Here is a 15656-nt window from a genome sequence, read left to right as displayed (position 1 = left end):
GAACAAAGCGCTTGTCAGCTCGTTACATAATAATTTATGCTATCTAACACTTTGTTCTATCCTTCGTGGAAAGTAGAACTTTCCTACTGGAGAAAATGAAAAACCCTCTTGTTGTTATCATCCAAGAGGGTTTTGGTTTTTGTTATTATTTGTTATCTAATTCCATAACTACCTTCGTCTTTTCTAGTTCCCATATTTCATTCACATATTCTTCTATCGTTCTGTCTGAAGAGAATTTACCTGAGCTTGCAGTATTAAGCATAACCATTTTTGCCCATTGACTCTGATTTCTAAATGCCATATCTACCTTTTCTTGGGTTCTTGCATATGCTGCAAAGTCCTTAAGAATAAAATATTGATCTGCAGGAGCAAAGTCAGTCTTAAGTAAAGAGTCATAAATCACTCTAAACAAATCTGGGTTTTCTGGTGAAAAGAAGCCGTTAATTAATTGAGTTACAACCTTTCTAATTGCTTGGTCATTATTATATAGCTCCCAAGGATCATAAGACTTGTCATGAACCATTTTAATTACTTCATCTGAGGTAAGTCCAAAAATAAAGCAATTTTCCATTCCAACTTCTTCAGCAATTTCAATATTTGCACCGTCTAACGTACCAATTGTAGCTGCACCATTTAACATTAATTTCATATTTCCTGTACCGGATGCCTCTTTACTCGCTGTGGAAATTTGTTCACTAACATCCGCCGCTGCAAAAATTATTTCAGCATTAGATACATTGAAATTCTCTATAAACACTACTTTAATTTTATTATTTATGCTTACATCATGATTCACAATATTTGCTACATTGTTAATTAACTTAATAATAAGCTTTGCTCTCTCATATCCAGGTGCAGATTTAGCACCAAAAATGAAAGTTCTCGGCATAATATCTAAATCAGGATTTTCTCTGAGCTGATTGTATAAATACATAACATGTAAAATATTTAATAGCTGACGCTTATATTCATGTAATCTCTTAACTTGAACATCGAATATAGATCTTGGGTCGACCTCAATGCCATTATGTTTTTTAATATACTCAGCAAGTCTAACCTTATTATCATATTTTATATGCATGAATTCTTTTTGCGCTTGAGGATCATCAACAAATTCTTTCAACTTATTAATTTTACTCAAGTCCGTTATCCACTCATCCCCAATTTTTCTCTTTAACCATTCTGCTAACTTTGGATTTGCGTGTAATAAAAATCTTCTTTGCGTAATACCATTTGTTTTATTATTGAACTTCTTAGGGAAAATCTCATAGAAATCCTTAAGCTCTTCATTTTTCAGTATTTCAGTATGCAGTCTAGCAACACCATTTACTGAGAAGCTACCTACAATACATAACCAAGCCATTTTAATCTGACCATCAGAAACAATCGCCATTCTTCGAAGTCTTTCATTATCTTGACCATACTTATCAACAATTTCCACGCAAAACCTTCTATTAATTTCTTCAACTATTTGATAAATTCTAGGTAACAATCTACTAAACAACTCAATCGGCCATTTTTCTAGCGCCTCAGACATAATCGTATGATTTGTGTATGCACAAGTTTTTTTCACTACTGACCATGCGGCATCCCATTCTAAGCCTTCATCATCCATTAAAATACGCATTAATTCTGGTATTGTTAAGGATGGGTGTGTATCATTAATATGGAAGATGACTTTATTTGGTAAGTCTTTGATATCTGGATGGTTTTGTTTAAATTTCCTCACTACCTGTTGAATTGTCGCTGAAATAAAAAAGTATTGTTGTTTCAGTCTAAGCTCTTTTCCTTGGTAATGGTTGTCATTAGGATATAGAACCTCAACGATTGTTTTTGCCAAGTTCTGTTGTTCCACAGCCTTATTATAGTCTCCTCTATCGAAGGACTTAAGGTCAAAACTTTGAAGCGCCTCTGCATCCCAAATACGCAGAGTATTTACAGTGTTGTTATTATATCCGATAATTGGAATATCATATGGAACAGCTCTAACCGATTGGTAATCTTCTTGAATGAATTTCTCTCTTCCATTTTCCTTCTTGACGACTCTGACGTTACCACCAAACTTGATTTCTACGCCATATTCATCTCTTCTAATTTCAAATGGATTTCCATTCTTTAGCCATTCATCTGGTTTTTCAAACTGGTACCCATCAATGATCTTTTGCTCAAAGATTCCGTAACGGTAACGAATACCGCATCCATAAGCAGGATACTCTAACGTTGCTAAAGAATCTAAAAAACACGCTGCAAGCCTTCCTAGACCACCGTTTCCTAGACCAGCATCTGGTTCATGATCCTCAATTGCATTTAAATCTAAACCTAATTCATTAAGTACTTCTTTAATTATGTTATTTGCTCCAAGATTAATGATATTGTTACCAAGTGCGCGACCCATTAAAAACTCCATAGATAAATAATACACAGTTTTTGCATCTTTTTCTTCGTAAGTTTTATGGGTTTCAATCCATTGGTCTACAATGATATCCCGAACTGCATAAGCAACAGCTTGGAAAATATGTTCCTCGGAAACTTGATCAATCGTTTTTCTAAACATTATCTTAATGTTTTCTAAGACTGCTTCTTTAAAAACCTCTTTTGTGACATTCAATCTATTCATATGATGTCCTCCATTTTTTTGTTAGTAACCTTTGGTCATAATAATACTAGGATTATCAAATTTAAGCATTTATATGTCCACAAATTTTATGCAAGAAAATCGGCTGCGCCGAGTTAAAATTCTTGTTACCTTCCTGCCGCTTTTCCAATTGCTTATGCAGAACTTTCCTAGTAAACAAAAACCGGCTATGGCGCTTTCCTAATTCCTGTATGAAAAGCTTTACATTTATGATGTAAAATTCGTCTTTTCAGTTAGCATTGCATTTTTCACTACTAATCGGGAACGAAAAAATATGTGTGTGTTGACTATAAACTAATCCTAAGGATTATTATAACTGATAATAAAACAAATATCAATCATGCTATTAAAGAAAATCGGCTGTGAGGTTAAAATACTCGTTACGCATCTGCCGCTTTTCCAATTGCTTATGCAGATGTTCCTTATCAAGAAAAAACCCCATCTTGAAAAAGAAGGGGTTTTGTTAATACTATTTTTTGAGTACCGCAAAGTTAACGTTTTCTCCGTTAATTTGCCATTCTTTTGAATAACCTTCCGTGCTTAAGCCTTCTATTAGACTATCAGCTAGAGTTTCACTGCTAATTTGTTCAGTATTTCTTGCAATGATAGCTGAAATCTTTTCATTCTGATCATAATAAAATTGAATATGATCTACAACCTCAAAGCCAGCTTCTTTTCTCATTGTTTGAATCTTACTTACTATTTCTCTTACAAAGCCTTCTTCTATTAACTCTTCAGTTAAATTCGTATCGATAATTACCGTCACTTCTTTGTCTGATGCTGATTCAAAGCCTTCTTGTTTCGTTGATTCAATTAAGAGATCATCTTTTGTCAGCTCAACAGGTTCTCCCTCCACCTCAAATTTAATGCAGGAAGCTTCTTCTAATTCTGCCATAGCTTTATTACCGTCTACTTCTGATAAGAAGGTACGGATCTGATTTAATAACTTGCCGTATTTTGGACCAACCGTTCTGAGCTGTGGCTTAAACAGGTAGGTTGTAAACTCTCTTACATCTTGGGTAAATACTACCGCCTTTACATTTAACTCTTCTATTATGATTTCTTCATAGCTTTTATCAAGCTTAAGCTCAGATTTTACATACATCTTAGCTAATGGTTGTCTGTTTTTAATATTTGCTGAATTCCTACACGCACGGCCAGCGACAACTACACGAAGTACTAAGTCCATTTGTTCCTCTAGCTTAGGGTCAATTCTACTCTCATCTGCTACAGGAAAATCACATAAATGAATACTTTTTGGAGCATTAGGATCCAAGTTAAACACTAAGTTTTTATAAATATCATCTGTCATAAATGGAACAAAAGGTGCTGATACTTTAGATAAAGTAATAAGTGCTTCATATAAAGTCATATAAGCATTTATCTTGTCTTGTGGCATATCTTTTTGCCAGAATCTTTCTCTACTTCTTCTAACATACCAATTACTTAAATCATCTACAAAGGCTTCAATTGCTCTTGAGGATTCGGTTATTCTATATTTATCTAAGTTCTTATCAACTGTTTTGACTAACGTGTTTAGCTTTGATAATAACCACTTATCCATTAAAGATATTTTGTCATAATCAAGCGTATAGTTCATAGGATTAAACTCATCTATATTCGCATACAAAACATAAAATGCATACGTATTCCAATAAGTTCCCATAAATTTCCTTTGACCTTCTACTACAGCATCATCATAAAAACGATTTGGTAACCATGGCGCACTATTGTTATAGAAATACCAACGAATAGCATCTGCACCATATTTGTTAAGCGCTTCAAATGGATCCACTGCATTTCCTTTTGACTTGGACATCTTTTGTCCATTTTCATCTTGAACAAGACCTAATACAATTACATTTTTATATGCTGGCTTGTCAAAAAGCAAGGTAGAAATAGCAAGAAGTGAATAAAACCAACCTCTTGTTTGATCTACAGCTTCACTAATAAAATCAGCTGGGAAATTATCATCAAAAACTTCTTTATTTTCAAAAGGATAATGCCATTGTGCAAAAGGCATCGCCCCTGAATCATACCAACAGTCAATAACTTGTGGAACACGCTTCATTTTTTCAGCGCATTTTGGACAATTAATTAGAACATCATCAACAAAAGGTCTGTGTAGCTCAATGTCTTCTGGACAATCGTCACTCATTTCTTTTAATTCGGCAATACTTCCAATTGCATGCTTATGCCCACAATCACATTCCCAAATATTAAGAGGCGTTCCCCAGTATCTATCTCTACTAATGCTCCAGTCAATCAAGTTTTCTAACCAGTCTCCAAAGCGTTTCGTTCCAATATTTTCAGGTAACCAATTTATCATTTTATTATTTGCAATCATCTTATCTTTCACTGCTGTCATTTCGATAAACCAAGATTCTCTTGCATAATATAAAAGGGGTGTATCACAACGCCAACAATGTGGATATGAATGCTCATAATCTAATACTTTATGCATCTTTCCTTCTTGTTCTAAATGCTTAATAATATCATGATCTGCATCCTTAACGAAAATACCCTTCCATAAATATGCTTCTTCTGTAAATTCACCCTTGCTATCTACCAATTGAACGAAAGGCAAATCATAAGCCTTACCTACTCTAGAATCGTCCTCACCAAAGGCTGGTGCAATATGAACAATACCTGTACCGTCAGATAAGGTAACAAACTCCGCACATGTAACATAATATGCTTTTTTCTCCGGCTTAACAAAATCGAATAATGGCTCATATGCCTTATATTCTAGGGATTTCCCTAGAAAAGTTTCTATAATTTCGCAATCCTCTCCTACTACTTTAGGAACTAAGGCTTCTGCTAATATTAAATATTCATCTTGGTGTTTCACTTTAACATAGGTCTCTTTTGCATTTACTGCTAGGGCTACATTTGAAGGTAGTGTCCAAGGCGTTGTTGTCCATGCTAAGAAAAATGTATTTGCTTCATCTACACTTTTAAACTTTGCGATCATAGATTTTTCATTGACATCTTTATATCCTTGAGCTACTTCATGGCTAGATAATGGTGTTCCACAACGTGGACAATAAGGTACAATTTTATGACCTTTGTATAGCAAGCCTTTTTCCCATATTTGCTTCAGTGACCACCAAACAGATTCAATATATTCATTATGATAGGTTACATATGGATCATCCATATCTGCCCAAAAGCCTACTGTTCCGCTAAAATCTTCCCATAAACCTTTGTATTTCCATACGCTTTCTTTACATTTATCGATAAAAGGTGTTAAACCATATTCTTCAATTTGCTCTTTCCCATCTAAACCAAGTAGCTTTTCAACTTCAAGCTCAACTGGTAGACCATGGGTATCCCAACCTGCTTTTCTAAGCACTTTATAACCCTTCATGGTTCTATATCTTGGAATCATATCCTTAATAACACGAGTTAAAACATGTCCTATATGTGGCATGCCATTTGCAGTAGGTGGTCCATCATAAAAGGTAAAGGTTGGACCTTCTTTTCTTGTTTCAATACTTTGTTCGAAAATATCGTTTTCTCGCCAAAATTCTAGTACTTTTTTTTCTCTTTCGACGAAGTTCAGATTTGTGGATACTTTATCGTACACGGGGTTTGCCTCCTTACAGCTCTATTATACATTCATAATACCCTTCGAAATGGGCATTTAGTTGTTATTTTTAGTATCTTACGTACCAACTCAATGTTTTATTATAACGATTATTGGTTCTTTTGTAAAGCCCTAAAGAAGGATACTGCTCTGGGATTCTGCATTTTTACATTAGTAGTCGTTATTTTAGCTGGGGGTGGCGCTGCTGTGGGGGGTGCCTGGGGTTCGTTACGCGCCCCCGTTGTACCGTCCATGGTACAAATGGGGCGCGTTCCCATCCATGGTCACTGCTCCACGAACCCAAGGCACCCCCTACAGCACCACCCCCCAGCTAAAATCCCTCTGTAATGGTATCATACGGAAACCCAGAACAGGGTATCATTATTTTTAAAAAGTGGGAGTTGGTTAAAACAGGTGAATGGTTCTCATTACATGGCATCTGATATAGGTATTTTCTTATCACACTCTGGAACAAAGTCAATTACTCAGGGTGTTGATATTTGATTGTTTATCAATTAACGAAGCAGAGATAAAAGCATTTTTTCTTCTAGCTTAATACAAAGGCAGTAAGTGTTCATTTTTCGCCAGACTGTCCGAAGGGTAAGGCTAGAAAAATGAACACTTACTGCCAATAATCAATTCACCTATCAGAAAAAATGCTTTTATCGACAGCCTGAGCAACATCAAATACATATTATATCCTCTTTGTCGACAGCCTTAATCATTATATCTAATCCATGATATACGCAACTCTATTAATAATGTCATCCACTCGTAACCTCTTGTTATATCTTCATCCAAAGTCTTACACGCACATATATCTACAAATCAAAAGAGCCAACATCAAAATGCCAGCTCTAATATATTTCTTACCATGTATACTCAAATTGCATAAACTCAAGCGCCTCATGCCTCGGTACTGGTCTGCTAATATAATACCCTTGAATCATATCACAGTTTTCTTCTCTTAAAAAATCTAACTGCTTTTTCGTTTCAACACCCTCAGCAATAACCTTAAGATTACAAGCATGCGCAAGAGAAATAACCGACTTAATAATTTCTTCACCTGATTTATGCTCTATCGTATTATTGATAAAGGACTTGTCTATCTTTAAATGGTCTATTGGAAGTTGTGTTAAATAATTCAAAGATGAATATCCAGTTCCAAAATCATCCAGCGATAACTTAAGACCTAACTTTTTTAGTTCCTTTAACACTTGAATCGCAAATTTCATATCGTATAATGCTGTTGACTCAGTAATTTCAAGCTCAAGCTTCGTAATATCAACATCTGTATCCATACTTATTCTTTTAAAAAGCTTGATTAAATGAACATCTTTAAACTGCTTAGCCGATAGATTAATTGCAATTGTTAGCTCATTATGTCCCTGGTCATGCCATTCTTTAAGCTGTCTAACCGATTGGCATATGACCCATTCTCCAAGAGGAATAATCAGACCTGTTTCTTCTGCAAAGGGAATAAAATCCATAGGAAATATCATACCCTTTTGCGGATGATTCCACCTAATTAAAGCTTCATATCCTAATACCCTACCTAATTTAATATCCAATTTAGGTTGGTAGTATAACTCAAACTCTTCCTTAATAATTGCTTGTCTTAAGTCTCGCTCTAAGGTTAGTCGTTTGTTGAAGCACTCATCTAGTTCAAAGGAGAACATTTTATAACCGTTCTTTCCATTCACCTTCACATCATATAAAGCCATATCTGCATGCTTCAATAATTCATCAGCTTGCTTACCGTCAAAGGGATAAGTTGAAATACCCATACTCAAAGTAATCGAAAAGGAGACTTCTTTGTATGTAAAGGGTTCCGCGAATTCTCGAATAATTTGTTCTGCATATGCTTTTAACTCTGCATTTGTAGTAACATGTGAAACCACAAATACAAACTCATCTCCACCAAACCTTATAAGCTCCGTATTCTCTTTCAGATGCACCTTAAGTAGCTCTGCCACGTTGTTAATGATTTCATCCCCATAGGAATGTCCTAAGGATTCATTTATAGCCTTAAAATTGTCAATGTCTATTAAAAAAAGTGCAAATTTTTCTACCTGCTGGATCTGTATGTACTCTTCCATTAATTGATTAAAGTAAGCTCTATTTGGCAGATCTGTTAAGGAATCATAGTAAGCTAGTTTATTGATCCTTGCTTCTGTCAGCTTTTCCTTATTAATATTATTCAATGAACCTGCAATTCGAATAGGGTTACCATCTTTATCATGCATTGCTCGGCCTCTAATATTAACCCATGAATATTTTTCATTCGCTACCTGGATTCGGCACATCACTTCAAAGGTTTCAGATTCCTTTTGTAAATGCTTATAGAACTTTTCTGTAACCTCTCCTCTATCTGCCTTAATTATTTTATCCTTAATTTTCTCTAAGGTTATAATACTGTTGTTACAATTCTCAAACCCAACTATTTCTTTGCCTTTCTTAGATATATATACTTCTCCTTTTGCAATATCAACATCCCAGATGCCTACCTCAGCACCTTCTACTGCTAGTTTATATCGTTCTCTGCTGACCTTCAATTTTTCTTTTTGTTCCTTTATCTCAAGAAATTGCCTATTTAACTCTTCTTCACTTGCTAATAATTGCATATTAGAAGACTCATAATTCATTTGTGCAATTGCATATTCCTCTTCAGCTTTATTTCTTAAAAGGTACTGCCTTACGGCAAAAATAAAAAGCACCAAGGCTAAACATAAAAGAGCTGAAAACGCAATCACTATTGACACTTTACCACCTAAGCTGATACCTAGGGAGTAATAATCCATAGTAAATATAATATTTCCCTTCAATTGTTGCCCCTCCGCATTGTTAATAATGTATTTCCTTCAAGACAAATCTTTAGTCTCTAGCAATGCTTCGAATTGTTTTCTCTTTGTTAATAATTACTATCCCATCATAATTATACATAAAAATGACTATTTTATCAATCTTTTTAGTGGTTTTGTCTCTAGTACTTATTCCCCAATACCCGTCTATTTTAAGTGAGAGTACATTTTTCTTGATAGTTTCATGTAAATGTTATAAACTAACAACATAGTGAACAAATTTATGGAAGAAGGTTATATCATGCCAAATACAGATTTAACTTTATTGACAGATTTTTATCAGCTAACTATGATGCAAGGGTATCTTGAGAATGAAAAAGAAGATCAGCTTGTGGTCTTTGATTTGTTTTTTAGAAATAACCCCAATGATGGCAGCTTCTCTATAGCTGCAGGTCTTCATCAAGCTATCGACTATTTAAATAATTTGTCATTTTCGATTGAAGATATTCAATATTTACAATCATTAGAAATTTTCAATGAACGATTTTTAGATTACTTAAAGAACTTCAAGTTTACGGGAGATGTGTATTCTGTAGTAGAAGGTACCATTATATTTCCAAACGAACCTTTCTTAAAGGTTATCGCTCCTATTGTACAAGCCCAGCTTATTGAAACAGCTCTTCTTAACATCATTAACCATCAAAGTCTCATTGCCACTAAGGCATCAAGAGTGAAATGGGCTGCTGGAGATGATGCTGTTTTAGAATTTGGACTTAGACGTGCGCAAGGCCCAGATGCAGGCATATTAGGTGCTAGAGCTGCTGTAATTGGTGGTTGTTCAGCTACCTCTAACGTATTAGCCGGTAAACTTTTTGATATTCCTGTGAAGGGAACCCATGCTCATAGCTGGGTTATGAGTTTTGATTCAGAAATAGCAGCTTTTAGAGCTTATGCTAAACAATACCCTACTGCTTGCTTACTTCTAGTTGATACTTATGATACTTTAAAATCTGGAGTTCCTAATGCAATTAAGATTTTTCAGGAAATGCGTGATCAAGGTATTTATCTTAATTCATATGGCATACGCTTAGATAGTGGGGATATATCCTATTTATCAAAAAAAGCTAGGCTTATGCTTGATAAGGCAGGTTTTGAAGATGCAATCATTAGTGCCTCCAGTGATTTAGATGAGTATTTAATTCGTGATTTGAAACTACAAGGTTCTAAGATTAATCTATGGGGGGTTGGTACCCACCTTATTACGTCAAAGGACTGTCCCGCATTTGGTGGAGTATATAAGCTAGCTGCAATTTATGAGAATGGCTCATTTATTTCAAAAATAAAAATTTCTGAGAATCCTGATAAGGTGACAAATCCTGGAAACAAAAAAATCCTACGAATATATGATATGAAATCGGGAAAAATTATAGCAGACCTAATTGCTCTTGAACATGAGAAATTTTTCGAATCTAACTCTCTTATTTTATTTGATCCAAAGAATCCATGGAAAAAGAAAAGACTTGAGGCTGGAACCTACATTATTAAAGAGCTTCTAATACCTATATTTAAAGAAGGGAAGTGTGTCTATTCATCTCCCTCCACCTTTGAAATCAAAAAGCACTGCGAAGAAGAACTACTTACACTTTGGGACGAATCTAGGCGATTGGTTAATGCACAAACTGTTTATGTAGACTTATCAAAAGAGCTTTATGATCTCAAGCAACAAATGTTACTGCTATACTATTAACAGGAGGTAGCTTATGGAAAATACTGTAACTAGAAGAAGTGGCATTTTGCTACATCCAACATCTTTTCCTAACCCATATGGAATAGGTGATCTTGGCTCTTCTTCATATTCCTTTATTGATTTTTTAGAGGCTTCAGGGCAAAAGCTATGGCAAATACTTCCTCTCGGCCCTACGGGCTACGGCGATTCCCCATATCAAGCCTTTTCCTCCTTTGCAGGGCAGCCATTGGTAATCAGTCCTGAAAAGCTAATAGAATTGAACTTATTAACGGATGAAGATTTGATAAACATTCCCATATGGGATCCTTTAAAGATTGATTATGGTCCAGCAATAAATTATAAGTTCTCTTTACTAAGAAAAGCATTTACTCATTTTGTTACTTCTGATTGCAAGGAGCTAATCGATGAATTCGATAACTTTTGTGAAAATCAGGCTTCTTGGCTTTTTGATTATGCACTATTTATGGCCGTAAAAGATGCTCATGATGGTATTGTTTGGACTAGCTGGAATCCTGCTATTGCCTTTCCAACAGAAGATACAAAAAAAGAATGGGCAATTAAGCTAAAGGACAGTTTAAACTTTTATCAATTTATTCAATTTATTTTCACCAAACAATGGCATGGGCTTAAAAAATATGCAAATGAAAAAGGAATTCAAATCATTGGAGATATTCCAATTTTTGTTGCCTTTGATAGTGCAGATGTTTGGGCGAATAAAGAGCTCTTTTTCTTAGACTCTATGGGATTCCCTCTAGAAGTTGCAGGTGTTCCACCTGATTATTTTTCTGAGATTGGTCAACTATGGGGAAATCCTCTGTACAACTGGAAGATCCACAAGCAGCAAAATTATTCTTGGTGGATTAAGCGGATTTCACACGCGCTTACAGATGTTGATATATTAAGAATTGATCATTTTCGAGGTTTTGAATCCTATTGGGCAATTCCATATGGTTCTAGTAATGCAATAAATGGAAAATGGGAAAAAGGACCCTGTAAAGATTTATTCTATGCATTAGAAAACGCTTTGGGCAAGAATCTACCTATTATTGCTGAGGATCTTGGCATAATAACAACTGAAGTAGAAGACTTAAGAGATACCTTCAAGTTTCCTGGAATGAAGATTCTACAATTTGCTTTTGAGAACATTGAAGAAAACAACCTATTGCCTCATCATTATAGTCCAAATTCTGTATGTTATTCTGGAACACATGATAACAATACAACGATTGGCTGGTATGATAAGGCTTCTGCTATTAGCCAAGACCGTGTACGTCGCTATATGAATACGAATGGTTCAGATATTGCCTGGGATTTCATTAGAATCTGCTTTGGATCTGTGTCCTCTATGGCAATTGTACCTATACAGGATGTTTTATCCTTTGAAAGTTGGGCACGTATGAATACCCCTGGAGTTGCAGAAAACAATTGGCAGTTTAGATATACTCCTGAAATGCTATCTGATAGTATAACAAAGAGGTTAGCAGATATTACTGATCTTTTTGGACGATAATTAAATAAAAAGGGTGATCACATGTTTCGTGCAATTGTTATTTTGATATTATTCGCAATCTTTTTACTCGTTACCTTTCCTATAACTCTTATTGGGTTTTTAGCAGGAAAAGTATCCATGAAACTAAGATATAAAATTGCCAGAGGAATTGCTAGTTTTGCATCAAATGCTTTTTTTATACTTTCTGGAGCCAAGATAAATGTCACCGGTTTGGAAAATGTTCCCCAAAATAGTCAAGCTGTGCTTTTTGTAGGAAATCATAAAAGCTATATGGATATTCCTTTGCTCATTAAACACATCCCTTTTCCTCTCGCTTTTATTGCAAAAGTTGACCTAAAAAAAGTTCCATTTGTAAGCCAGGTTATGATTTTACTAGGCTGCTTATTTATGGATAGAGGTGATGTTAGGCAATCTCTAGAAATCATAAAAGAAGGTGTCAACAAGCTTAAAAGAGGTGAATCTCTCTTAATCTTTCCAGAGGGAACTAGAAGCAAGACCGATACGTTATTGCCTTTTAAACAAGGTAGTCTTAAGCTAGCTGAAAAGTCAAATGTTTTGATTATACCCTTTGCTATAAAGGGTACCGATGAACTATTTGGCAACCATGGGTTTAGGGTTACACCTACTGACGTTTGGCTTACCTTTGGCAAACCCATCGACTTATCTCAAATGAATCTTGAAGAAAAGAAAAAAAGCGCTCATTATGTGCAAGAAATTATACAAAGTATGTGTTTAGAAATGAATGAAAGCCGCTGAGCCAAGTAAAACAAATTAGAAAGTTATCCTTCAAATTTAAAATTCTTTCCTGCTTCATAATAAATCGTTTCGATTTTATGAATGCCTATTGATTTTTTTCATAATAATGGTAAAATAAGTATTGTCCTTTAAACATGGACAACATAAAGATTGGAGGAAATGTAATGGATTGGATTTATATCTTGTTAATTATAATTGGTATAATTGCGGTTATTCTTGGAGTTTTATTCTTTCTTGGTAAAAAAATGCAAACTAAAGTCAATGATCAACAATCATTAATAGATCAAAGTAAGATGACAACCTCAATCCTAGTGATTGATAAAAAGAAAATGAAGATCACTGATTCAAACTTACCTAAAGTTATTCAAGAACAGGTGCCATTCTACTTAAAGTTTAGAAAAGTACCGTTGGTTAAAGCTAAGATTGGACCTAAAATTACGACCCTCATGTGTGATGAAAAAGTATTTAAGGATTTACCTGTTAAAAAGCAAGTTAAGGTTGATATTGCAGGAATGTATATCGTAGCAGTGAAAGGCGGATCTGGTACTACAGCAAAGACACCTGCTACTACTACAAAGGCTACTACTAAAACCAAACTAGCTGATAAAGTAAAAAAAGCAAGTCCCGCTACGAAAACAAAAAAATAAGCTATTGGGTTATTAAGAAGGGACATTCCATATGGAATGTCCCTTCAGGTTGTCGACAATTTAATTACCTATCAATTAACAAAACAGAGACAAAAGCATTTTTTCTTCTAGAGGAATATGAAAGGCAGCAAGTGTTCATTTTTCGCCAGACCGGCCGAAGGGTAAGGCCAGAAAAATGAACACTTACTGCCCATTAATGTATACACCTATCAGAAAAAATGCTTTTGTCGACAGCCTGAAGGGCTATAAGGTGCAAAAAAGGAACCATTACACAACTCACGTTATGCAACAGTCCCTTGATGCGTTCTTGTTTTTTAAACACTACTGTATTACTTTGTATTATTTTTAATGCTTGCGCCGACAAAGTCCTTAAAGAGGGGATGACAGCGGTTAGGTCTAGATTTGAATTCTGGGTGGAATTGAACACCGACAAACCATGGATGATCACTTATTTCAATCATTTCAACTAGGCGATCATCAGGTGAAACTCCAACAATTTTCAAACCTTTTTTAACAAGTTCTTCTCTATATTCATTATTGAATTCATATCTATGTCTGTGTCTCTCATAAATGAGCTCTTCTTTATATGCCTCAAATGCAAAGGAATCTTTTTCTACCTTACATGGGTATGCACCTAATCTCATTGTACCACCTAGTTCGTCAATGTCTTTTTGTTCCGGCATTAAATCAATTACTGGGTTAGTCGTTTGAGGATCTAACTCGGAGCTATGAGCATCCGTGAGACCTAAAATATTTCTAGAATACTCAATTACTGCACATTGCATTCCAAGACAAATACCAAAAAATGGAACTTTGTTTTCTCTTGCATAGTTTGTTGCACAAATTTTACCTTCAATACCACGATCACCAAAACCTCCAGGTACTAATATACCGTCTGCTTCACCTAGAAGCTCTTTCATATTATTGCAATTAACCTCTTCTGCATTTATCCATAACACTTCAACATAGGTTTCATGGTGAATACCTGCATGATATAAGGACTCTACAATAGAAATATAAGCATCATGTAATTCTACATACTTTCCAACAAGTGCAATTTTAATTTTATTTTTACGCGCTCTTTCTTTTTCAAGCATTTCTTCCCATTCCGTCAAATCTGGAACAGTACATTTCATACCTAATCTTTTACATACAATTCTTGCAAGTCCTTCCTTTTCTAACATCAAAGGAACTTCGTATAGGGATGCTGCATCTAAATTCTGAATTACGCACTCTGCATCTACGCTACAAAACAATCCCATTTTTTCCTTCATATCCACAGATAATGGTTGTTCTGTTCTACAGACCAATATATCTGGTTGAATTCCAATGGATCTTAGTTCTTTTACGGAATGCTGTGTAGGTTTCGTTTTCATTTCTTGAGAAGCTTTTAGATATGGAATCAACGTAACATGCATATAGATCACATTTTCTTTTCCAACATCAGAAGCAACTTGTCTTATCGCTTCAAGAAAAGGTAAGCTTTCTATGTCGCCGACAGTACCTCCAATTTCAGTGATTACAATGTCAGATTGAACACTTTTACCAGCTCGGTATATTCTATCTTTAATTGCATTTGTAATGTGTGGAATTACTTGTACAGTTGCTCCTAGGAAATCGCCCTTTCTTTCCTTATTGAGTACTGTCCAGTATACTTTTCCTGTTGTTACGTTACTGTATTGTCCTAAATTTTCATCAACAAATCTTTCATAATGGCCCAAGTCAAGATCTGTCTCAGCTCCATCTTCAGTTACAAACACTTCACCGTGTTGGTATGGACTCATAGTACCTGGATCAATGTTAATATAGGGATCGAACTTTTGAATGGTAACTTTTTTCCCTCGTGCTTTTAGCAATCTTCCTAAAGAAGCTGCTGTAATGCCTTTTCCTAATCCTGATACAACTCCACCTGTAACGAAAATGTACTTTGTCTCCATCGCGTGTTCACCTCACATATATTTAAATTGTTAT

Annotated in this window: 8 protein-coding genes; 4 read left to right on the top strand and 4 right to left on the bottom strand. The window is 35.0% G+C overall.

The features are described from left to right. Window positions 1-145: 145 nt before the first annotated feature. From CVU84_07925 to CVU84_07915, 3 genes are all read right to left on the bottom strand, one after another. Window positions 146-2617: a glycogen phosphorylase gene (locus CVU84_07925; GenBank protein ID PKM94844.1), complete on the bottom strand. Its 2472-nt coding sequence runs from the start codon at window positions 2615-2617 to the stop codon at window positions 146-148. A 487-nt stretch (window positions 2618-3104) separates the two neighbouring features. Further along, entirely contained in the window at window positions 3105-6224 is a 3120-nt protein-coding gene (locus CVU84_07920; GenBank protein PKM94843.1) for an isoleucine--tRNA ligase, read from the bottom strand. Between the two features lie 869 nt (window positions 6225-7093). Then, window positions 7094-9049, bottom strand: coding sequence for a hypothetical protein (locus CVU84_07915; protein PKM94842.1), 1956 nt, complete (start codon window positions 9047-9049; stop codon window positions 7094-7096). Between the two features lie 277 nt (window positions 9050-9326). Between CVU84_07915 and CVU84_07910 the strand changes: the two genes are divergently transcribed. From CVU84_07910 to CVU84_07895, 4 genes are all read left to right on the top strand, one after another. After that, a complete protein-coding gene (locus tag CVU84_07910; GenBank protein ID PKM94841.1) occupies window positions 9327-10772 on the top strand; it encodes a nicotinate phosphoribosyltransferase in 1446 nt (481 codons plus the stop codon). Between the two features lie 13 nt (window positions 10773-10785). After that, a complete protein-coding gene (gene malQ / locus CVU84_07905; GenBank protein ID PKM94840.1) occupies window positions 10786-12282 on the top strand; it encodes a 4-alpha-glucanotransferase in 1497 nt (498 codons plus the stop codon). Window positions 12283-12303: 21 nt separating this feature from the next. Beyond that, a complete protein-coding gene (locus CVU84_07900) occupies window positions 12304-13038 on the top strand; it encodes a 1-acyl-sn-glycerol-3-phosphate acyltransferase (protein PKM94839.1) in 735 nt (244 codons plus the stop codon). A 164-nt stretch (window positions 13039-13202) separates the two neighbouring features. Next, window positions 13203-13685: a hypothetical protein gene (locus CVU84_07895; GenBank protein PKM94838.1), complete on the top strand. Its 483-nt coding sequence runs from the start codon at window positions 13203-13205 to the stop codon at window positions 13683-13685. 329 nt (window positions 13686-14014) lie between these two features. Here CVU84_07895 and CVU84_07890 read toward each other — a convergent pair whose 3' ends face one another. Further along, a complete protein-coding gene (locus CVU84_07890) occupies window positions 14015-15622 on the bottom strand; it encodes a CTP synthase (GenBank protein ID PKM94837.1) in 1608 nt (535 codons plus the stop codon). Window positions 15623-15656 lie beyond the last annotated feature (34 nt).

It is taken from the genome of Firmicutes bacterium HGW-Firmicutes-1 (genome assembly GCA_002841625.1).
Classification (GTDB): domain Bacteria; phylum Bacillota; class Clostridia; order Lachnospirales; family Vallitaleaceae; genus HGW-1.
Note: the sequence above shows the minus strand (reverse complement) of the source record. Positions and strands in the feature narration are given on the sequence as shown.